Origin of the sequence: Vibrio nigripulchritudo ATCC 27043, from assembly GCF_000222685.1 — a bacterium.
Lineage (GTDB): Bacteria > Pseudomonadota > Gammaproteobacteria > Enterobacterales > Vibrionaceae > Vibrio > Vibrio nigripulchritudo.
This window is the reverse complement of sequence record NZ_AFWJ01000057.1, coordinates 1-20,085: the sequence shown is the minus strand read 5'-3', so window position 1 is coordinate 20,085 and position 20,085 is coordinate 1. Positions and strand designations below refer to the sequence as shown.

22 protein-coding genes are annotated in these 20,085 nt (G+C 45.3%); 12 read left to right on the top strand and 10 right to left on the bottom strand.

All coding sequences use genetic code 11. From position 1 onward, the window contains the following. The first annotated feature begins 221 nt into the window (after positions 1-221). On the top strand, positions 222-1,886 hold the full coding sequence (gene asnB, locus RH89_RS06795; RefSeq protein ID WP_004400517.1) for an asparagine synthase B: 1,665 nt from the start codon (positions 222-224) through the stop codon (positions 1,884-1,886). A 36-nt stretch (positions 1,887-1,922) separates the two neighbouring features. Here asnB and rfaH read toward each other — a convergent pair whose 3' ends face one another. Next, entirely contained in the window at positions 1,923-2,420 is a 498-nt protein-coding gene (gene rfaH, locus RH89_RS06790) for a transcription/translation regulatory transformer protein RfaH (protein WP_004400515.1), read from the bottom strand. 297 nt (positions 2,421-2,717) lie between these two features. Here rfaH and RH89_RS06785 point away from each other — a divergent pair, with 297 nt between their 5' ends. Further along, entirely contained in the window at positions 2,718-4,109 is a 1,392-nt protein-coding gene (locus RH89_RS06785) for a peptide MFS transporter (protein WP_004400514.1), read from the top strand. A gap of 49 nt (positions 4,110-4,158) precedes the next feature. On the opposite strand, the gene hemH is transcribed toward RH89_RS06785, so the two are convergent. The 3 genes from hemH to htpG all read right to left on the bottom strand — a co-directional run bounded on the left by hemH (position 4,159) and on the right by htpG (position 8,237). Then, a complete protein-coding gene (gene hemH, locus RH89_RS06780; protein WP_004400513.1) occupies positions 4,159-5,124 on the bottom strand; it encodes a ferrochelatase in 966 nt (321 codons plus the stop codon). 280 nt (positions 5,125-5,404) lie between these two features. Continuing rightward, positions 5,405-6,049, bottom strand: a complete 645-nt coding sequence (gene adk / locus RH89_RS06775; RefSeq protein ID WP_004400512.1) for an adenylate kinase — start codon at positions 6,047-6,049, stop codon at positions 5,405-5,407. A 283-nt stretch (positions 6,050-6,332) separates the two neighbouring features. Next, positions 6,333-8,237 (bottom strand): molecular chaperone HtpG, encoded by a 1,905-nt coding sequence (gene htpG, locus RH89_RS06770; protein WP_004400511.1) that lies wholly within the window; start codon positions 8,235-8,237, stop codon positions 6,333-6,335. A gap of 270 nt (positions 8,238-8,507) precedes the next feature. Between htpG and RH89_RS06765 the strand changes: the two genes are divergently transcribed. From RH89_RS06765 to RH89_RS06750, 4 genes are read left to right on the top strand one after another with little or no spacing between them, the layout of a single operon-like run. Beyond that, positions 8,508-9,371: a winged helix-turn-helix domain-containing protein gene (locus tag RH89_RS06765; protein WP_004400510.1), complete on the top strand. Its 864-nt coding sequence runs from the start codon at positions 8,508-8,510 to the stop codon at positions 9,369-9,371. Next, positions 9,371-9,913 carry a regulatory protein ToxS gene (locus tag RH89_RS06760; protein ID WP_004400509.1) on the top strand — a complete coding sequence of 181 codons (543 nt, stop codon included), beginning with the start codon at positions 9,371-9,373 and terminating at the stop codon, positions 9,911-9,913. Before RH89_RS06765 ends, RH89_RS06760 begins: the two co-directional genes overlap by 1 nt. A gap of 45 nt (positions 9,914-9,958) precedes the next feature. Next, entirely contained in the window at positions 9,959-10,723 is a 765-nt protein-coding gene (locus RH89_RS06755) for a sulfite exporter TauE/SafE family protein (protein ID WP_004400508.1), read from the top strand. A 9-nt stretch (positions 10,724-10,732) separates the two neighbouring features. Then, positions 10,733-11,011: an Rdx family protein gene (locus RH89_RS06750; protein WP_004400507.1), complete on the top strand. Its 279-nt coding sequence runs from the start codon at positions 10,733-10,735 to the stop codon at positions 11,009-11,011. Between the two features lie 55 nt (positions 11,012-11,066). Here RH89_RS06750 and yfcE read toward each other — a convergent pair whose 3' ends face one another. The 5 genes from yfcE to RH89_RS06725 form a co-directional block, all read right to left on the bottom strand. Continuing rightward, the gene (gene yfcE, locus RH89_RS06745; RefSeq protein ID WP_004400502.1) at positions 11,067-11,612 is read right to left on the bottom strand and encodes a phosphodiesterase; all 546 of its coding nucleotides are present in this window, start codon (positions 11,610-11,612) and stop codon (positions 11,067-11,069) included. A gap of 104 nt (positions 11,613-11,716) precedes the next feature. Beyond that, positions 11,717-12,121 (bottom strand): CBS domain-containing protein, encoded by a 405-nt coding sequence (locus RH89_RS06740; RefSeq protein ID WP_004400500.1) that lies wholly within the window; start codon positions 12,119-12,121, stop codon positions 11,717-11,719. Then, positions 12,118-12,468, bottom strand: coding sequence for a P-II family nitrogen regulator (locus RH89_RS06735; protein ID WP_004400499.1), 351 nt, complete (start codon positions 12,466-12,468; stop codon positions 12,118-12,120). Before RH89_RS06735 ends, RH89_RS06740 begins: the two co-directional genes overlap by 4 nt. Beyond that, positions 12,458-13,252 (bottom strand): DUF1538 domain-containing protein, encoded by a 795-nt coding sequence (locus RH89_RS06730; protein WP_004400498.1) that lies wholly within the window; start codon positions 13,250-13,252, stop codon positions 12,458-12,460. Before RH89_RS06730 ends, RH89_RS06735 begins: the two co-directional genes overlap by 11 nt. Next, on the bottom strand, positions 13,249-13,983 hold the full coding sequence (locus tag RH89_RS06725) for a DUF1538 domain-containing protein (protein ID WP_004400496.1): 735 nt from the start codon (positions 13,981-13,983) through the stop codon (positions 13,249-13,251). Before RH89_RS06725 ends, RH89_RS06730 begins: the two co-directional genes overlap by 4 nt. 334 nt (positions 13,984-14,317) lie before the next feature. On the opposite strand from RH89_RS06725, the gene RH89_RS06720 reads away from it, so the two are divergent. From RH89_RS06720 to RH89_RS06700, 5 genes are all read left to right on the top strand, one after another. After that, entirely contained in the window at positions 14,318-15,232 is a 915-nt protein-coding gene (locus RH89_RS06720) for a TIGR01777 family oxidoreductase (RefSeq protein ID WP_004400495.1), read from the top strand. A 45-nt stretch (positions 15,233-15,277) separates the two neighbouring features. Then, positions 15,278-16,105 (top strand): SDR family oxidoreductase, encoded by an 828-nt coding sequence (locus RH89_RS06715; protein WP_004400494.1) that lies wholly within the window; start codon positions 15,278-15,280, stop codon positions 16,103-16,105. A 322-nt stretch (positions 16,106-16,427) separates the two neighbouring features. Beyond that, the gene (locus RH89_RS06710; RefSeq protein ID WP_004400493.1) at positions 16,428-17,282 is read left to right on the top strand and encodes a co-chaperone YbbN; all 855 of its coding nucleotides are present in this window, start codon (positions 16,428-16,430) and stop codon (positions 17,280-17,282) included. Positions 17,283-17,430: 148 nt separating this feature from the next. Continuing rightward, on the top strand, positions 17,431-18,348 hold the full coding sequence (locus RH89_RS06705) for an SPFH domain-containing protein (protein WP_022591377.1): 918 nt from the start codon (positions 17,431-17,433) through the stop codon (positions 18,346-18,348). Between the two features lies 1 nt (position 18,349). Further along, positions 18,350-18,802 carry an NfeD family protein gene (locus RH89_RS06700; RefSeq protein ID WP_004400491.1) on the top strand — a complete coding sequence of 151 codons (453 nt, stop codon included), beginning with the start codon at positions 18,350-18,352 and terminating at the stop codon, positions 18,800-18,802. A 35-nt stretch (positions 18,803-18,837) separates the two neighbouring features. On the opposite strand, the gene cueR is transcribed toward RH89_RS06700, so the two are convergent. Continuing rightward, a complete protein-coding gene (gene cueR / locus RH89_RS06695) occupies positions 18,838-19,233 on the bottom strand; it encodes a Cu(I)-responsive transcriptional regulator (RefSeq protein WP_004400490.1) in 396 nt (131 codons plus the stop codon). 152 nt (positions 19,234-19,385) lie between these two features. Here cueR and RH89_RS06690 point away from each other — a divergent pair, with 152 nt between their 5' ends. Then, positions 19,386-20,042 carry a YccT family protein gene (locus RH89_RS06690; RefSeq protein ID WP_004400489.1) on the top strand — a complete coding sequence of 219 codons (657 nt, stop codon included), beginning with the start codon at positions 19,386-19,388 and terminating at the stop codon, positions 20,040-20,042. Positions 20,043-20,085 lie beyond the last annotated feature (43 nt).

The following is a 20,085-nucleotide window of genomic DNA, read 5'->3' as shown; positions in this document are numbered from 1 at the left end:
CCTCGGTTCTTAAACTTACAAAGAGTTATCTCCTTACTTTTCAAAATCTGTCCAAAAAACCATCGAATATAAAACTTCATTCACTTTTATAGGCATAAAAATAGAAAATATTTAATAAGACCACGTAAGAGTAAATTATTTTATTCCTAAGAGTTGCAATTTGTAATGATAGTGGCAGATTAAATGGAAAAGATTAAAACGGATTTACTTGAGGAATTGGTATGTGTTCAGTATTCGGCATCCTAGACATAAAAAGTGATGCAGCAGCGTTAAGACCAGTCGCACTGGAAATGTCAAAGAAACTGCGTCACCGCGGACCTGATTGGTCTGGTATTTATTCATCAGATCGAGCGATCTTAGCACACGAACGTCTTGCTATTGTTGGTCTGAACAGTGGTGCCCAACCTTTGTACAGTCAGGACAAAAAACACATACTCGCGGTTAATGGTGAAATCTATAACCACAAAGAACTCCGTGCTCGCTACTCCGATAAGTTTGATTTCCAGACAGACTCTGACTGTGAAGTTATCTTAGCGCTTTATCAGGAAATGGGCGCAGACCTGCTTGAAGAACTGAACGGTATCTTTGCATTCGTACTATATGATGAAGAGAAAGACACCTACCTGGTTGGTCGCGACCACATCGGCATCATCCCTCTTTACCAAGGTTACGACGAACACGGCAACTACTATGTAGCTTCAGAAATGAAAGCTCTGGTTCCTGTTTGTAAAACCATCAGTGAATTCCCTCCGGGTTGTTACTACGGCAGCGGTGATGCTGAACCTCAGCGCTACTACGTTCGTGACTGGAACGAGTACGCCGCTGTACAAGGTAACTCCACAAGCAAAGAAGAACTGACTCAGGCACTGGAAGATGCGGTTAAACGTCAGTTGATGACGGATGTTCCTTACGGTGTACTTCTGTCTGGTGGTCTGGACTCTTCAATTACTTCTGCGGTTGCTAAGCGCTTTGCAGCAATGCGAATTGAAGACGATGAAAAATCGGAAGCTTGGTGGCCTCAACTTCACTCATTTGCAGTAGGTCTTGAGGGTGCACCAGACTTAAAAGCTGCACGTGAAGTAGCAGACAAGATCGGGACTGTTCACCACGAGATGACTTACACCGTTCAGGAAGGCCTGGACGCTATCCGTGATGTGATTTATCACATTGAAACCTACGATGTCACAACCATTCGCGCATCGACTCCAATGTTCCTGATGGGTCGTAAGATCAAAGCCATGGGCATCAAGATGGTACTTTCTGGAGAAGGTGCGGATGAAATCTTTGGCGGCTACTTGTATTTCCACAAAGCGCCTAACGCGAAAGAATTCCACGAAGAGACCGTTCGTAAGCTGCTGGCTCTGAACATGTTTGACTGTGCTCGTGCCAACAAATCTCTTGCAGCATGGGGTGTAGAAGGTCGAGTACCGTTCCTGGATAAAGAGTTTATTGACGTGGCTATGCGCCTTAACCCTGAAGACAAGATGTGTGGCAACGGCAAGATGGAGAAACACATTCTGCGTGAGTGTTTCGAACACTACCTACCAGATTCAATCGCATGGCGCCAGAAAGAACAGTTCTCTGATGGCGTAGGCTACAGCTGGATTGATTCGTTGAAAGAAGTCGCGGAAGCTAAGGTCACCGATCAGCAAATGGAAACTGCCGCTTACCGTTTCCCTTACAACACCCCAAGTACCAAAGAAGGTTACGTTTACCGTGAAATCTTTGAAGAGCTATTCCCGCTAGAGTCTGCAGCGAAATGTGTACCGGGTGGTCCTTCGGTTGCCTGTTCTTCTGCTAAAGCCATTGAGTGGGATGAGTCGTTCCAAAACTGCATTGACCCATCAGGTCGCGCAGTACAAACCGTTCACAACGACGCATACTAAACCAAAAGAGAAAGGCGCTAATTAAGCGCCTTTCGTTTATTCCCAGGAGAGAGAAGAGTTGTCAACGCTGACCTTGACGGGCTTATTTATCATTTCAACCAGTAAGAACGAGCGTTTATCGCCATCGGGTTCCTGATAAATCGCCGTGATACCAGCAAACTGCCCTTCTTCAATTTGTACCGTCTGACCTTTTTCTGGTTCAGACATCTTAATGACGGTTTCATCTTCTTTTTCAAGAAGTTTTAGCTCGTATATCAAGTCCCCTTGCAGCTCATGTGGGTGTGCCCCACATCGGATAAAGTCCACAACCCCACGAGTAGAGCGCACGGTTGTAAAGCTCGGTCCGGCTTCGTAGTCGAAGCGAATAAACACATAACACGGAAACAACGGCTCTTTTACTGTCTGTTTCTTGTTGCGAAGCACTTTTTCGACTTCCACCTCAGGGTAATAACATTCCACACCCTGATTCTCGAGATTCAACTTTGCCCGAGCCTGTTCACCACGCTTGCAATATAAAAGATACCAACGTTTCATTGCTCAATATCGGTCTTAATTTTTAGCCCATAATACCATCTTCATTAACTAGTCTAAATGCAATAATGCAAACAAAGATTACAGCAAACCGTGGCTTTCATTCAGGCGTATATTGGTGAAGATTTTGGTAACAAGACAAGCCTGATAACGCTTATCGTCATGGACGATCAATGATAACCGTCGCTCATCCGTTTCTTTCCTTCTATTAGGTCAGGATGTCAGCAGCAAGATCGCAGGATCATCTTGCCTTTCATTTTTGTTCTTTCGATTCCAACAGACTTCAAATAAGAACAGACAATGCAAAAACAACATTCCGAATTTATGGGGCACCCAAAAGGGTTGTTCCTTCTTTTCAGTACCGAATTGTGGGAACGCTTCTCCTACTATGCGATGCGCGCCATTCTGGTACTTTTTCTCACCGATACCACTATAAATGGCGGGCTTGGCTGGACGAATCAGCAAGCCTTGCAACTCTACGGCGCATATACGGGGTTGGTTTACATTACCCCTCTTATTGGAGGATGGCTTGCAGACAACTATCTGGGCCAACGCCGTTCACTGTTAATGGGCGGCGTTTTGATGGCGCTGGGGCAATTTGCATTAGCGCTTCCTGACAATGCCCTGCTGCTTTCTGAAACTCATGCTTTATATTTGGGTCTCGCTTTAATCATCGCAGGTAATGGGCTATTCAAACCCAATATCTCAACCATGGTAGGTGACCTGTATCAGGAAGGTGATAACCGACGTGACGGCGCTTTCACAATTTTCTATATGGGCATCAATATCGGCGGTCTTCTGGCAGGTTTAGTATCTGGTTCAGTTACAGGTACATACGGTTGGAAAGCAGGCTTTTTAGCTGCCGGTATCGGCATGGTTATTAGCCTGTTACTGCAGATGGGGTTTGCTCACCGCTGGCTCGGTAATATTGGCATAGAGCCTGCTGCAAAGAAACACGCCGCGGCAACTCAGTCCAGACAACCATTAACCAAAGAAGAAAAAGATCGCATGAAAGTGATTATGGTGATGGGGCTGTTTGTAGTGGTATTTTGGGCAGGATTTGAGCAGGCTGGTGGTTTGATGAATGTCTACTCCCAGCAATACACCGACAGAATGGTCGGCGGATTTGAAGTTCCTGCCGCCTGGTTCCAGTCGCTCAATCCTTTCTTCATTATTACTCTTGCCCCTATGTTGGCGGCGCTGTGGATCAGAATGGGAAAGAACGAGCCCAACTCACCGATAAAGTTTGCGCTGGCGCTTTTCTTTCTTGCGCTCGGTTTTCTTTGCATGGTGGGAGCAGCGCTTGAGCAAGGTGGAGATCCGTCAGCCAAAACTTCAATGCTTTGGCTTATCGGTGCGTTTTTCTTCCATACACTGGGAGAGCTTTGTCTTTCGCCAATCGGGTTATCGATGGTAACTAAACTCGCTCCTCTACGGTTAGCGTCTTTGATGATGGGAGTCTGGTTCGGATTCAACGCCATTGCTAACTATGTTGCGGGTTACATAGGTTCTCACGTCGGCGACTTTGGTGCTTTAGCCATTTTCGGAGGCATCGCGGTAACTGCAACTCTTTCTGGTTTGCTGCTGATTTTATGTTCCAATCAGTTGATAATCTGGATGCATGGTGCGGAAGACAAACCCGAGCTTGAAGACGAAGATGAACACGCCTCTTTGGCATTGAACGAAACATAAAAACTGAAGGCTGCCATTTGGCAGCCTTCTTTCGATCTATAGTCAATCTCTAGCGTAGATACGGATTTATCACTGCTTTCATCATCTCGATATGACTAGGGCCTGCATTAAGACAAGGAATGTACTGGTAATCTTCTCCACCAGCCTCCATAAATATTTCCTTGTTTTCCTCGGCTATTTCTTCAAGCGTTTCCAGGCAATCGACTGAAAATGCAGGCGTAATTACTTGAAGCTTTTTGGTTCCACGAGAAGGCAGCGCTTCCATGGTTTCGTCGGTATAGGGTTGCAGCCATTCTTCTCTGCCGAATCGTGACTGATAAGTCATACCAATCTGCTTCTCATCAAGTTCTAGCTCTTGGGCAAGTAATCGAGTTGTAACCTCACAGTGCTGAGGATAAATGTCTCCGTTATCGGCATAACGCTTAGGTATACCATGGTAAGAGCACAACAAATACTCTGATTGCCCGTGCTTTTCCCAATGAGCACGGACGCTGTCTGCCAGTGCTTTGATGTACATCGGGTGGTCATGGTAGTCGCGGATAACTGTGTAACCCGGTATCTCTGGCATTTTTTTGAAGGCATCGGTTAAGCCATCCGACACAGCCGCGGTTGTTGTTGACGAATATTGAGGGAACAGAGGCAAAACAATGATTTCTTTACAGCCCTGCTCCATTAAACGTTCAATCCCGGATTGTAGGCTCGGGTTACCGTAGGTCATCCCCAGCTCTACAGGCACATCCAGCAACTCTTTTAATGCCTGAGCCTGAAGTTTGGAATAGACCATCAAAGGAGAGCCATCATCCATCCATACTGTCTTGTAGAGCTTGGCAACTCTTGGAGAACGGGTCGGTAAAATAATGCCGTGCAATAACGGGCACCATAACCAACGAGTCAAATCAACGACACGTTTATCCATCAGGAACTGAGCGAGAAATCTTTTGACAGCAGGCGCGGTTGGCTCGTCAGGGGTACCCAGGTTAGCCAACAAAATGCCTTGTTTTGGCATATTTTCCATATTTATCCAATTTCAGATTGAAACGTATATCCAAGTAACCTTCTCTGAGGAGAAACGCACTAAGGACACTTGGGTATACCCTTTCTATCTCAAGGGGTTATTTCAGGTCTGTTGACCCAAATCAACAGTCTAGATATTTACGAACTCTTTTACCATTTGGATTCATTTCAAATTGGAAAAGTTTGTTCAAATATCTGTGTTTCCAAAAAGTCTTCAAAAACGAAAAAAGCGGTCTTTAAGACCGCTTTAACTATATCAAATCATTAAAAAGATTGTCTGATTAAGACAACGCTTTTTCGATGTCTGCACTCACTTCAGCAACTTGCTTAGTACCGTCAAACTTAAGGTACTTCGTGTTGCCAGCTTCAGCTTCTTTACCGTAGTACTGAATCAGTGGCGCAGTTTGCTCATGGTATACACCCAGACGAGCGCGCACTGTCTCTTCTTTGTCGTCATCACGAACAACCAGATCTTCACCAGTCACGTCGTCTTTGCCTTCTACTTTAGGCGGGTTGTACACAACGTGGTAAGTACGACCGGATGCCAGGTGAGCACGACGACCCGCCATACGCTCAACAATCACATCATCAGCAACATCAAATTCGATCACGTAATCAACGTCTACACCCATTTCTTTCAGACCATCAGCCTGAGGAATTGTGCGAGGGAAACCATCTAGTAGGAAACCTTTTTCACAATCGTTTTCAGCGATACGCTCTTTGATCAAACCAAGAATGATGTCGTCAGAAACAAGTTGACCTGCATCGATCACTGCTTTCGCTTGTTTACCAAGCTCAGTGCCCGCTTTGATAGCTGCACGTAGCATGTCACCAGTAGAAATTTGTGGAATACCATATTTTTCCATGATGAATTGAGCTTGCGTGCCTTTACCTGCACCTGGAGCACCTAGAAGAATGATGCGCATGTTGGATCCTCTTAATATTTTGAATTTATACCGAAGCTCACAGCGTGAACGGTAAGTTTCGGTATAACTGCTTTACGAGGCGCTGAGCCCCAATGAAATCGGGCGTGAATATACCATATATAAATGACTATTTTCGACCCTTGCCAGTTTGGCTACTCAAAAAGTGACCATTATCTCCAAGTAACCTGACACCTACTCCGCATAAGATACGTCGCTAAGGTAATAAGCCCCACTCTAAAAGTGGGGCTTGATACAGTGTTACCTAGGGAATTCGATTCGCCTATTACACCTTAGTCAAAAGCTGGTTGACCGCACCAACGTACTGCGTTGGATCTTCCAGCGCACCGCGTTCTGCCAACATTGCCTGACCAAGTAATACTTCAACCCAGCGACCAAAGATTTCTTCGTCGGCTTCATCCGCCATACGCTTGACCATGTCGTGTTCTGGGTTCAGTTCAAAAATGTACTTCACCTCAGGAACAGCCTGACCAGCTGCTTCCAGAAGCTTCGCCATTTGCGTACCCATTTCAAAGTCATCAGTCACAACAACTGCAGGGGTAGACGCCAGTTTGAAGGTTGTGCGAACCTCTTTCACTCGGTCTCCCAAGTAAGTTTGCGTGCGCTCAACCACCGATTTGAACTCTTCTTCGGTTTCTTTCTGCTTCTCTTTTTCTGCTTCGTCTTCAAACTTGCTCAGATCCAGACCCGCTTTAGTGATTGACTGGAACTGCTTGCCATCGAACTCGGTCAGGTAGTTCATTAGCCACTCATCAATGCGGTCAAACATCAGAACAACTTCAATGCCTTTCGACTTGAACTGCTCAAGGTGCGGGCTGTTCTTCGCTGCGGCGTAGCTGTCGGCTGTCAGGTAGTAAATCTTGTCCTGACCTTCTTTCATGCGCTCTACGTAAGACGCAAGAGAAACAGTTTGCTCAGAGTTATCAACTTCAGAAGAAGCAAAACGCATCAGCCCTGCAATTTTCTCTTTGTTTGAGAAGTCTTCTGCCGGGCCTTCTTTCAGAACCAGACCAAACTCTTTCCAGAAAGACAGGTATTGTTCTTCATCTTTCTTCGCCATTTTCTCAAGCATACCAAGCACACGCTTAGTACAGGCACTACGAAGTGACTGAGTCACCTTGTTATCCTGAAGAATTTCACGAGAAACGTTCAGAGGCAGGTCGTTGGAATCTATCAAACCGCGAACAAAACGCAGGTAGCTTGGCATAAACTGTTCAGCGTCATCCATGATGAATACGCGCTGCACATACAGCTTCAGACCACTCTTGTGATCGCGGTTCATCATATCCCAAGGTGCTTTCGCAGGGATGTACAACAAGCTGGTGTAGTCGCTTTTACCTTCGACTTTGTTGTGGCTCCACGTGAGTGGATCTGCAAAATCGTTTGCTACGTGCTTGTAGAATTCTTTGTATTCGTCTTCAGAAATGTCTGACTTACCACGAGTCCAAAGCGCCTGAGCCTTGTTGATTTGCTCCCACTTGGTTTCTTCTGTTTCTTTGCCCTCTTCATCCTTCACTTTGGTCAGGATGGAAACAGGAATACCAATGTGGTCAGAATACTTGCTGATTACATCACGCAAACGGTACTCAGACAGGAATTCTTTACCTTCGTCACGCATGTGAAGGATGATGTCTGTACCACGCGATTCTTTGGTGATGCTCTCAATGGTGTATTCACCTTCACCCGCCGAATGCCACTGCACTGCTTCATCGCTTGCCAGGCCAGCTGCACGCGTACGCACTGTTACTGCGTCGGCAACAATGAATGCAGAGTAGAAACCTACACCAAACTGACCAATAAGCTGCGAGTCTTTGCTTTGATCTTCAGAAAGCTTCGCGAAGAAATCCGCTGTACCGGATTTTGCGATGGTACCCAGATGCTCGATCACGTCATCACGGCTCATACCGATACCGTTATCAGAAATCGTTAGGGTGTTTGCCTCTGCATCAAACGACAGCTTAACACCTAGGTCGGCGTCACCTTGATACAGGTCTGCGTTTGATAGCGCTTGAAAACGGAGCTTGTCTGATGCGTCAGACGCGTTAGAAATAAGCTCGCGTAGGAAAATTTCTTTATTCGAGTATAGAGAATGAATCATCAAATGAAGTAACTGTTTTACTTCTGATTGAAAGCCTCGAGTTTCTTTGTTGTTTGTGATTGTCTCGCTCATCTTCACTCCAAAACTAGACATTTAGATGCACAAATTTGAAAACCTGGAACTTTCTTGAGAGTTGGTTTTCAAACTAAATTCCAAGATGCTAGTTAGATGTGGCTGGCAAATGTAAATTCAAGGTCAAAAGAGATAAAAACAATGTTTTTTTGATCGTTTTTGATTATTCTATGGTGCGTAAAAATTCTCAAAGAAGATAAAGTGTGAATTAAATCACACTCACACACCTTCGGTTTCACAGAACTCTAATCAAGACTAAGTGCTTCAATAATGACTAATATCGGTACTAAATTCATTCTCGCGCAACGGTTTATTTTTGATCCTAACAGCAACTCGTTAGTAGACCAGCACAGCGACAATGAAGTTATTCGTCTGGGAAGTAATGAAAGCCGTATTTTGCTTATGTTGTCGGAACGCCCAAATGAGGTGATCACCCGCCAGCAGTTGCACGAATTCGTTTGGCGCGACCAGGGATTTCAGGTCGATGACTCCAGTCTGACTCAGGCTATTTCTACCCTCAGAAAGATGCTGAAAGACTCCACTAAATCTCCACAGTTTGTAAAAACCGTCCCTAAGCGTGGGTACCAACTCATCTCTTCGGTTGAACGCAATACACCTAACTCTAATGAAGAAATTGCCGACCTTCCTGAAGTAGCAGAACCCGCTGTAGACACTAAAGAGTTGGTAGAAAAAGAGCCGTCCTCTTCAGCCGTTACCACGCCAGTTCAAGATGATGCTGTCACCATCCCATCTGAACCGGTACAACCTGCATCAAAAGACAGCAAATGGGTCTGGCTTGCCGTCATTCTGGCATTTGCTCTGCCATTCTTAACCTATTTAGGCTCTCAGCAAAAACCGGCCAAATTCACGACCATTGCAGAAGTCGCTGGAATTCCGGTTCGCATGCCTGAAAACCACCCTAGTATGCAGCAGTCTCTGCCGAATATAGAAAAGTGTATCGAGCACTACGCGTCGCAACATGAAGGCGATCTCGCGCCTGTTCAAGTGATAGCAACGGGTGGTCAAAACGGACAGATCATTTTGAATTACATCCACTCTATTCACTACTCAAGTGAAAACGTGACTTTGCGGCTCTTCTCAACTCAACCAGACTTTGCACAGGTATGTAACTAATGACTATGACGAAAAACTTGAAAAGAGCGTTAATTTTTCTGGTTGTGTCAGCGCTCGCCAGTGCATGGCTCTATACACAAACAAGCGCAAAAGTTGAGAATGTTCTGACCTCACGCGAGTGGCAGTCTCGTATGGTGACTCGTCTTTTCATTGAGTCCGATTCTGAGCAGGATGAGGTTATTGGTCCTTTGAGAAAAGCGACCATAGATTCGAATGTAAAGTACCTGCCAAACGGCACTTATCTGCGGGTATCACGCATTAACCTTTACACCGGAACACACGAGAAAAACACCTCGTCGACCATTAATGTATCGGAAAACGGTGCCTGGGAATTGAGCGATAACTACCTTTTGATTGAACCTAAAGAGTTTAAAGATATCTCATCCAATCAGGGAGCAGACTTTACCGACAAGCAACTCAAAGTCATTACCCAGATTTTCAAAATGGATGCACAGCAAAGCCGTCGGGTTGAAATCATCAATGCAAAAGCGCTGTTGATGACCAGCTTGGATCACGGCTCGACCGTTTTGTATTCTCACTAACAACACAAAGGGAGGTAGGATTGCCTCCCTCTTTTCAGAAAGACTATGGACTGGCTTCAAAGCACTTATCTCTTTATTGGTTCCTTAACCGCAAGCACCCTCTCTTCTATAGCTGGAGGAGGAGCGGGGTTACTCCAGTTCCCTTTGCTTATTTTTCTCGGGCTGAGTTTTCAGACAGCACTCGCGACACACAAAATCGCCACGGTCGCTATGGGGCTGGGAGCGGCAATTTCACACCTTCGTGCCAAACAGTTTGATCTTAAGCTGGCAGTCTACCTTATTATCACTGGTTGCTTGGGAGTGGTTGCAGGGGCTTATGTCGTATTGATCTTACCGGGAAAAATTGGTGAGTTATTACTTGGTTTTATTATCTTGTCTCTGGGTATCTACTCCCGATTCAAAAAAGAGCTAGGACAGCAGGAACGCCCCAGCCACCGAGATCCTCTCGGATGGGTTATCGGTGGCGTTGTACTTTTTCTTCTTGGTATCTTCAATGGTTCACTGACCGCCGGTTCTGGCTTAGTTGTTACTCTGTTCTTAGTTCGCTGGTTTGGTTTCAGTTACAAACAGGCGGTTGCACTTACTCTGGTTTGCGTAGGGCTGTTCTGGAACGGCATGGGAGCGATAGCCATAGTGAATGTCGGCATCGACCCTCACTGGACCTGGGTGCCCATTCTACTTGTCAGCTCCTTTCTTGGTGGCTGGCTTGGTGCAATTGCAACCCACCGTTTACCAAATTCTGTTATAAAAATTGCTTTTGAAGTGCTGACCATTATGGTGAGCATTAAACTTATTTATTCTGCCTGGTAAGAGGGTTCTATGGAAAAAGCCATTATTGATATTTACTATTGCCGCCAATGCAATTGGATGCTCCGCTCTGCCTGGCTAAGCCAAGAATTGCTTCACACGTTCAGCGAAGAAATTGAAACCGTGTCTTTGCACCCTGATACTGGTGGACGTTTCGAAATACACTGTAATGGTGCATTAATCTGGGAGAGAAAACGCGATGGCGGGTTCCCGGAAGCAAAAGTGCTCAAGCAGAAGGTTCGTGATGTGATTGACCCAGAGCGAGATCTGGGTCATTCGGATTCTAAGTAACCTAAAGTCTGTTGAATTGATAAAGCCTGGCTCTCAATTTATATGAGTGCTGGGCTTACATCTCCCCCGCGACAATAACCTCCCCGGAAAAACTCTGAACGACAAATCGCCCATTTTCATAAAGCCCATAGCTGGCTTGATACCCGTCTCTTGGGAATGTGGTGCTTCCAGGATTAAAGATGAACACGCCGTCTACTTCACCTGCGACAGGAATATGAGTATGTCCGTGACATATAACATCCCCCGCCTTTAGGTTAGGGCGCTTGTTTGAATTGTAGATGTGGCCGTGGGTTAAAAAGAGACGTCTGCCGTTTTCTAGCAATACCCATGTGTAATCAGACAGTGTTGGAAAGTTGAGAAGCATTTGATCCACTTCACTGTCACAATTGCCACGGACAGCAATGATTCTATCGGATAACTCGTTCAACATTGCAGCCACTTCTGGCGGGTTATAGCCATCAGGAACCGGATTTCGTGGTCCGTGATTTAGGGTATCGCCAAGCAATAGAAAGTGTTCGCATCCCGATTGTTGGAAAGCCTCAATCACTTTCTTCGTCGCATGCGCACAGCCGTGTAAGTCTGAAGAAAAAAACAGTCTCATAAGATCCTCATCAGATGAAAAGTCGAGCAAGATTCGGACTCTACACCAATCTTATCCGCTTGTGCTTTGATTTCACACCAATGAGGAACCAGTCCTGAGAAATTTCAAACGTCTTTTGCCATGCCATTGATGACTATGTTGTTGTAACTCACCATGCCGATGACTTTACCGTCCTCAACCACTGGGGCACGGCTGATGCCGAAACGCTCAAACAGTCGAGCACAATATTTAACGTTCATATTGGGCTGCACAGAAAGCGCGGGCTTGGTCATGATTTCATAGATATTGGTTCGCTCTGGAGAACGGTTCTGCGCCAGTACTCTTTTGGCAATATCATTCATAAGCACAATGCCGTATTCGTCGTCTTCATAACGTTTGTCCACCAGCAATGCTTTCACCTGATGCTCTTTTGCCAAATGAATGGCTTCCTGAACGGTTGTCAGACCATCGACAATTACGTAGGAGTCTGACATGACATTTCTGACCTGTATCATCATCTGCATACTCATAATTTTTCTTCTACTACTCTGGTTAAAGTTTCAACTTGATGGGCTACGCCCACGGCGTCTTCTACATCAATTTGCACCGCAATTCCCTGCCCTGATGCTTCATCAAATTCGCCTACCTCACCAATTTTTTCGAGAATATGGCGAGAAAGATGCTCTTCTACCACAAACAGCAATACGTCTTTCTGAACTTCTAGCGTCAGCCCTAAGAAGGTTGTTTTCTTATTGAGACCTTCTCCACGAGCGTGGTTGATTACTGTCGCTCCGGTTGCCCCGGCACTGCGTGCGGCATCCAGAACCAAATCCGTTTTACTTTCTTCAACAAAAGCAATGATGAGTTTAAAGCGCATTTTCTTTCTCCTTTGACGAAGATCGCTGGTTCAGCCATTGAGTTAGCTGTGCGTAACCCATGACGGAAATCATTGGAAATAAACTGGCGAACGCGATCAGTCCAAAGCCATCGATAACCGGGTTTCTCCCCGGTACTGTGGAAGCCAATCCCAACCCCAGAGCCGTGACTAACGGAACGGTAACGGTTGAGGTCGTTACACCACCGGAATCGTACGCCAGAGGCACAATGAGTTTGGGAGCAAAAAAGGTTTGAATCACCACCACGATGTAACCGCTGATGATGTAATAATGGATAGGGTCTCCGACCACGATGCGATAACTACCAAGTGAGATGCCCACGGCAACACCAAGTGCGACTGCAAATCGCAATCCATTGACGCTGATTGAACCGCCAGACACCTGGTTCGCTTTAATCGCAACGGCAATCAGTGACGGTTCCGCCACTGTGGTACTGAAGCCGATAAAGAAGGCAAACAAATACACCCAGTAATAATCTATCCATTCCAGAGACTGACCGAGCGATATTTTAAATTCTTGCAGAAATTCAGGCTCTGTCAGCTGCGTTGCCATGGTTTCACCAAGGGGAAACAGTGCCAGTTCCAGACCTATAAGGAAAAGCGATAAACCGAGCAGAACATACACAAATCCAAGAACCACTTTCCCCAAATTAACGATTGGCTTACGCAACACCGCAAACTGAAAACCAAAGATAATCGACGCGATTGGAATCACGTCACGAACCGTTCCAACAAAGGTATCAATAAAAAGAGACGGGCTAATCATGACAGCACCATCCCGTAGATCATCACAAACATCATTGGCAACAACGAGGCAAATGCGATCAGACCGAAACCATCAATCATTGGATTTCGTCCTTTAATCGCTGAAGCAAGCCCAACCCCCAGAGCCGTAACCAGAGGCACCGTAATGGTCGAGGTTGTAACGCCACCCGAATCATAAGCAATACCGATAATGGTATCTGGGGCGAACCCAGTCAGTATCACGATCCCCAGATAGCCACCAATAATCATGATGTGAATCGGCCATCCTTTTAAAATTCGGATCACACCAATCACAATCGCCACTCCAACAGACAGAGCAACGGTTAATCTCAAGCCATCGGCGTAGCTTTCCATTGCTTCTTCGGTATGGTCGATGACTCCCCCTTCCGCTGCGACTTCTGAGGCTTCCTGTGCGACTGCCGTTAACGCGGGCTCTGCGATGGTAGTACCAAACCCTAAGCTAAAAGCAAAAATAATGAGCCAGACGACACTCCCCTTTCTGGCAAAGGCTTGTGCCATGGATTCGCCGATAGGAAACAAACCCATTTCAAGTCCAAAAATGAAAAAAGTAAGACCCAGAACAACAAGGAGTAAGCCAAAAAGAATGGAGAGTAAGTTAGGAAGAGGTTCTTGTAGAACAACAAGCTGAAAGAATCCGATAACCAGTATTATCGGCATAAGATCTCTAAAGCTGGAAAGCATAGACTTAGCTAGCGCAAGAATGGCTGACATTCCACCCCCTGTGATTTCTGGTCAGCAATGAGTCGCTCTATGGAACTCGCTATTAAGCGCTTTTATTGTTTTTCCTGTTCAATGAACGACATACCCAAGCGACGCTTCATGTTCATCAATCGCTTATATATACAGCATGGCACATAAAGTTGTAAGAAAATGTGACAATAGCGCTATCGTTCAATTCTTGGGGGGAATTATTTTACAAATTTGTTGTCAACGTATTGCTCGATAATCCGAATTGCCCAGGTCGTGACCACTCAGTCTTTCACTCTGATCTAACTCGACCTCCAACGTCTATAATGAACAACGGTAAAAGACAATGAGGAATAATATGAAAGTGTTGTTAACCGGAGGAACCGGTTTTATTGGAAAGGAACTCGTTAAACACTTAGCTGGTAATCAACTTGTTATTCTCACTCGTTGCGAAAATTCCGCCAGAAACACATTGACCCATGCCGATTTCGGTAACATCGAGTACATCACCTCACTGGATTCTTTTTCTGAACTCAATGATTTCGATGCAGTGATTAATCTCGCCGGTGAACCTATTGCCGACAAACGCTGGACAGATGATCAGAAACGAATTATCTGCGACAGCCGCTGGAACGTAACCGAGCAGATCGTTTCACTTATTCACGCCAGCACTCAGCCACCAAACGTGTTTATTAGCGGTTCCGCTGTCGGTTACTATGGCGATCAGCAAGCCCACCCTTTTGATGAAAACCTTCACGTCCACCAGGAGCAGTTCGCTCATCAAGTTTGCGCTCAGTGGGAAGCCATCGCTAAAAGAGCCGATTCTGACCTTACACGAGTCTGTATTCTTCGAACGGGGATCGTATTAGGATCTCATGGCGGTGCCCTTGGAAAAATGTTGCCTCCTTACAAGCTGGGGTTAGGCGGTCCAATAGGCAGTGGTAAACAATACATGCCCTGGATACATCTTCAGGACATGGTAAGAGCCATTATGTACCTGTTGGAGACTGAACACGCCCGAGGGGCGTTCAATCTATGTGCTCCTCATCCCGTTCAAAATCAGATGTTCAGCAAAACACTCGCCAAGGTGCTTAACCGCCCGCACGTTTTATTCACACCAAAATGGGTAATGCAAGCAGCACTTGGCGAAGCGTCTTCCCTTTTGTTCGATAGCATTCGAGCCAAACCAAAGCACCTGACCGAGCTTGGATTCAATTTCACTTTTTCCCGGCTGGAGCCCGCGCTTAAAAACATTCTTCAGCATCAGGATTAGGGTCTGTTACACTGCCCGAACTTTAGGTTTTTACAGGGAAAATTCATGACAAAGTCCATTCTGATTACGGGCTGTTCGACAGGTATTGGCTACGTATGTGCTCACGAACTACATAAGAAAGGCTATCTGGTCGTCGCCTCTTGCCGACGCGAAGAAGACGTAGCTCGACTTCGTTCAGAAGGACTGAATTGTGTATTGCTGGATGTCAGTGACACCGACAGCATCACGAGCGGACTGGAGGAAGCGTTAGCCATTACCGATGGAAAACTGGATGCCCTGTTTAATAACGGCGCTTACGGACAAGCTGGTGCGCTTGAAGACTTGCCTACCGACGCTCTGAGAGAACAGTTTGAGACCAATGTATTTGGCTGGCATGAACTGGTGAAGCAGGTCCTTCCTATGATGAGAGCGCAAGGCTATGGTCGCATCATTCAAAACAGTTCTGTATTGGGTTTTGCAGCGATGAAATACCGCGGTGCCTACAATGCTTCGAAGTTTGCACTCGAAGGGTGGACGGACACGATCAGACTTGAACTGGCGAACAGCGGAATACATATTTCTTTGATTGAACCGGGACCTATCGAAACCCAGTTCAGAGCCAACGCACTCAAACATTTTCAAAAATGGATCAACGTAGAGTCCAGTGTTCATCGCTCCGAATACGAGCTGCAGCTTCAGCGACTGGGCAACGATAAGTCAGGTAACGCTTTCACTCTTCCTCCTGAATCTATGGTTTCCCCGCTTATCCATGCGATAGAAGCCAACAAACCCAAGATTCGCTATCGAGTCACTACACCAACCAAAGTTTTTGCTGTATTCAAACGCATATTACCGACAACATGGCTAGACAAGATCTTGTCCAAAGCGGCTTAGGCTAGAAAGCTCTCAAGCTATTGCTATGAGTCAATCTTCATAAATAAGCCGTATGAGTGTCATAAAAAGTTAACAAACCTCCAATACACTTGAGGCTGGAAAACATTCCTGTTTTTACTTGCCCCTGCGTTACCTGTTGAGGAAACAATGACACTAAACCAGCTAAACTGGCTGAGCTTAGGCGTAGCGCTTATTATTCTAATTCTGTGACTTTACACCTTTGCTTGCTTTCACACGAATGCCACCTTGTGTGGCATTTCCCCTTGATTTCTCTCTCGTTTACCCTTACCTAATAGACAGTGCTCATTTATAAGGAAAGACCATGTCGTCTGAATTTACCGTTGAAATCAATGAACAGAACTTTCGTCAAGTGCTTGAGGGCTCTGCGCAGACTCCAGTACTGATCCATTTTTGGGCTCCAATGAGCCAGGAAAGTGTGCAAATCATTCCGGAGTTGAGGACACTCGCTTCACAGTATCAAGGCGCATTCACTCTGGCGACCATCAACTGTGAAGAGCAGCAAATGATCGCGAGTCAATTTGGTGTCCAGGCGCTACCAACGATTGCATTGTTCGTGAATGGTCAGCCTACCGACGGTTTGGGTGGTCCTCAACCTATTGAAGCCATCAAGTCTATGCTTGAAAAGCACCTTCCAAGTCAGGATGAACTGGCGCTCAAATCCATTCAGGAAAAACTTCAAGCTCAACAATTCACCGAAGCGCTTGCAGAAATTTCGACACTGTCGGAGGAATTCAAACAACGCGGTGACGTTAAACTAGTAACCGTAGACTGTTTGCTTGAAACCAATCAATTTGAAACTGCTGAGCAACTCCTTTCCGCTATTCCTTTAGAATATCAGGATAACTACTACAAAAGTCTGGTAGCCAAACTTGACCTTCATAAGCAGGCAGCCGATAGCCCTGAAATTCAAGCTTTGGAAGCTCAGTTTCAAAGCGAGCCAGAGAATATTCAGTTCGCCAGTGACTTGGCTCTTCAATATCACCAGGTGGGGAGAGATGAAGAAGCCCTTGAACTCATGTGGCAATTCTTATCAAAAGATTTGAATGCACTTGATGGCGATTTGAAGAAATCCTTCATGGATATTCTTTCTGCTCTTGGGCAAGGTCATGCACTTGCGGGTCAGTACCGCCGTAAACTTTACTCTCTTCTTTACTAAACCTTTTCTCATCAAAGGCAGCCCAAACGGGCTGCTTTTTATATGTGCAAAGCGTAACGCAAAAACTCTCACGTTTTCATAAATTAAGTACCCTGTTAACGAAGTTCCTTGTATCCTGAAGTCTCCAATATGCATTAAGGATACAGTCATGGAACTCGACATGCTCATCACCATTGGCGTACTGCTTTTTGTCGCCATCATATTTATCGTTGCAGGCGTTAAAACCGTTCCTCAGGGCAACAATTGGACAGTAGAGCGTTTTGGACGCTATACCCAAACGCTTAAGCCAGGCTTAAACCTCATTATCCCTTTCATTGATTCCATCGGTCACAGAGTGAATATGATGGAACGCGTTCTGGATATTCCAGCACAGGAAGTCATTTCTAAAGACAACGCAAACGTCACCATAGACGCTGTCTGTTTTGTGCAGGTTGTCGATGCGGCAAAAGCCGCGTATGAAGTGAACGATCTGGAACACGCAATCCGAAACCTAACCCTGACAAATATTCGTACTGTTTTGGGCTCTCTTGAACTTGATGAAATGCTCAGCCAACGTGACATGATCAATACGCGTTTATTGTCTATCGTTGATGAAGCAACTAACCCTTGGGGAGTTAAAGTCACCCGTATCGAAATTAAAGATGTGCAGCCTCCTTCAGATCTTACTGCGGCGATGAATGCCCAAATGAAAGCAGAGCGTAATAAGCGTGCAGAAGTGCTAGAGGCAGAAGGCGTTCGTCAAGCGGAGATCCTACGAGCTGAAGGTCAGAAACAAGCTGAAATTTTAAAAGCGGAAGGTGACAAACAAGCGGCCATTCTTCAGGCAGAAGCAAGGGAACGCGCGGCGGAAGCGGAAGCTCGAGCAACAGAGATGGTATCTAATGCCATTGCTCAAGGTGACATGCAAGCCGTTAACTACTTTATCGCGCAAGGTTATACCGAAGCGATCAAGTCGATTGGACAGGCAGAAAACGGTAAGATAATCATGCTGCCACTTGAAGCAACAGGTCTAATGGGCTCAGTCGCTGGCATTGCCGAAATGTTTAAAGAATCGAAAGAGAAGTAATATGTTTGAACTGCTTGACCAAATGAATCACTGGCACTGGATAGCCCTTGGGCTGGTGCTTTTATGCGGCGAGCTATTAGGCACCGCAGGGTATCTACTGTGGATTGGCATTTCCGCCATTTTAGTGGGTATCGTAAAACTCCTTCTGCCAATGAGCTGGGAGTTACAATGGGTCTGCTTTGCGGTTTTCTCTCTAGTCACTACCTGGCTTTGGTGGCGGTATCAGCACAAAAAAGACGTGCTAGACGACAAAGCCACCGACCTAAACCAGAAAGACAAACAGCTTGTCGGTCAAATTACTCGACTCGAAGAGGATATTCAGGCAGGGAGATGTCGAATTCGAGTTGGTGATACAACCTGGTCTGCCATCAGCGAAAAAGCACTCACCGCAGGAACCACGGTAAAAGTCACTTCAGTAAACGGCATCATCCTCACCATCGAAGCTGTGGATTAAGATGGATTCAAACTAAAAATAGGCTCTTAATGAGCCTATTTTTTATGTCCGCACAAATTATCGATAATGGGGCATTCTTGCCCTTCATCCCCTGGGCATTCTTCAATCCAAGCTTCTAACTGAGATTTCATTAAAGTCAGATCTGAAATTTTGGCTTCAACTTCCGCCAGTTTCTCGCGTGTTTTTTGTTTTACTTCAGCACTGGTACGAGAAGGATTGAAGGCGAGTTCCAGCAAAGATTTACACTCATCTAGGTTAAACCCAGCAGCTCTCGCTCGCGCTACAAGCTGCAACTCTTCAATGTGCTTTTCTGAATAAGTCCGATATCCATTGGCACTACGAAGTGCTGGAGAAGTAATCTTCTTTGATTCATAAAATCGAATTGATTTGGTGGTGAGACCGGTCAACTCTGCAACTTTAGAAATATTCATAATAATTCAATCCAACATTATGTCCGCTATTAATATAACGTCAAATTACTACGAGCGTAAGATCGCAAAGCAGAGATTATTTAATACTTTCTTTGCGGAACAAATAATAAAATGAATAGTAGACTTGTTTCTCATTTTGCAGGGAGAGAACTATGAAATTAAGTCATAAGCTATTGCTCACTTCAGCACTGGTTCCATTTGCATCACTAGCTGATGTTGAGATTTCTATACCTAAAGATGTTCAGCTTATGATCGTCAACGGAGAGGATATTGGTTACTCAAGTTTTGGCTTTGATTATAAAGAAACATTAACCATTCCTAACGGGACTAATCAGATTGTGTTTCGAGTAGCAAAAGTTGTAACTGAAGCTGGTAGTAAAAACACTAAATTTAAGTCTCAGCCTTTAGTGGCAACTTTTACAAGTTCTGATAGTGAGATTGCTCTGACTATCCCAAGAATAAATACATTAAGCCAGGGGGAACGGTTTAATAAAGATCCCAAATTTTACCTTAAAGATTCAAATGGTGATCTTAAGTCTTTAAAAACAGGACAAATTAAAGTTGGTTTTACTTTCATGCCAGACATGGTTCAGGAAGTGAAGAACTTTAATGAAAGCTCGGAGCCAGCAAGTATTGCTGCCTATGCAGGTAAAGCGGTCGAAGTTAACTCAGCGAGAATAGAAAAGAAAAGTGTCTCTGTAAAAAAGGCGACGACTACCGACTTGGAAACGCTACAGCAGCTGTTTAATCAAGCGTCTCAAGACGATAGAAAAGCTTTTCTAACTTGGGCTATTTCAAATATGAATTAATATTTTAATTCCAGATAAAACAAAAGCCACTTATCGTGGCTTT

Bases quoted from the DNA above. Each gene is read 5' to 3' on its own strand.
- yfcE (WP_004400502.1), bottom strand. From the start codon at position 11,612: ATGAGACTGTTTTTTTCTTCAGACTTACACGGCTGTGCGCATGCGACG.
- RH89_RS06765 (WP_004400510.1), top strand. From the start codon at position 8,508: ATGACTAATATCGGTACTAAATTCATTCTCGCGCAACGGTTTATTTTT.
- RH89_RS06750 (WP_004400507.1), top strand. From the start codon at position 10,733: ATGGAAAAAGCCATTATTGATATTTACTATTGCCGCCAATGCAATTGG.
- RH89_RS06740 (WP_004400500.1), bottom strand. From the start codon at position 12,121: ATGAGTATGCAGATGATGATACAGGTCAGAAATGTCATGTCAGACTCC.
- RH89_RS06715 (WP_004400494.1), top strand. From the start codon at position 15,278: ATGACAAAGTCCATTCTGATTACGGGCTGTTCGACAGGTATTGGCTAC.
- asnB (WP_004400517.1), top strand. From the start codon at position 222: ATGTGTTCAGTATTCGGCATCCTAGACATAAAAAGTGATGCAGCAGCG.
- RH89_RS06730 (WP_004400498.1), bottom strand. From the start codon at position 13,252: ATGATTAGCCCGTCTCTTTTTATTGATACCTTTGTTGGAACGGTTCGT.
- RH89_RS06705 (WP_022591377.1), top strand. From the start codon at position 17,431: ATGGAACTCGACATGCTCATCACCATTGGCGTACTGCTTTTTGTCGCC.
- RH89_RS06690 (WP_004400489.1), top strand. From the start codon at position 19,386: ATGAAATTAAGTCATAAGCTATTGCTCACTTCAGCACTGGTTCCATTT.
- RH89_RS06760 (WP_004400509.1), top strand. From the start codon at position 9,371: ATGACTATGACGAAAAACTTGAAAAGAGCGTTAATTTTTCTGGTTGTG.
- cueR (WP_004400490.1), bottom strand. From the start codon at position 19,233: ATGAATATTTCTAAAGTTGCAGAGTTGACCGGTCTCACCACCAAATCA.
- RH89_RS06755 (WP_004400508.1), top strand. From the start codon at position 9,959: ATGGACTGGCTTCAAAGCACTTATCTCTTTATTGGTTCCTTAACCGCA.
- RH89_RS06710 (WP_004400493.1), top strand. From the start codon at position 16,428: ATGTCGTCTGAATTTACCGTTGAAATCAATGAACAGAACTTTCGTCAA.
- htpG (WP_004400511.1), bottom strand. From the start codon at position 8,237: ATGAGCGAGACAATCACAAACAACAAAGAAACTCGAGGCTTTCAATCA.
- adk (WP_004400512.1), bottom strand. From the start codon at position 6,049: ATGCGCATCATTCTTCTAGGTGCTCCAGGTGCAGGTAAAGGCACGCAA.
- hemH (WP_004400513.1), bottom strand. From the start codon at position 5,124: ATGGAAAATATGCCAAAACAAGGCATTTTGTTGGCTAACCTGGGTACC.
- RH89_RS06785 (WP_004400514.1), top strand. From the start codon at position 2,718: ATGCAAAAACAACATTCCGAATTTATGGGGCACCCAAAAGGGTTGTTC.
- RH89_RS06725 (WP_004400496.1), bottom strand. From the start codon at position 13,983: ATGTCAGCCATTCTTGCGCTAGCTAAGTCTATGCTTTCCAGCTTTAGA.
- RH89_RS06735 (WP_004400499.1), bottom strand. From the start codon at position 12,468: ATGCGCTTTAAACTCATCATTGCTTTTGTTGAAGAAAGTAAAACGGAT.
- RH89_RS06720 (WP_004400495.1), top strand. From the start codon at position 14,318: ATGAAAGTGTTGTTAACCGGAGGAACCGGTTTTATTGGAAAGGAACTC.
- RH89_RS06700 (WP_004400491.1), top strand. From the start codon at position 18,350: ATGTTTGAACTGCTTGACCAAATGAATCACTGGCACTGGATAGCCCTT.
- rfaH (WP_004400515.1), bottom strand. From the start codon at position 2,420: ATGAAACGTTGGTATCTTTTATATTGCAAGCGTGGTGAACAGGCTCGG.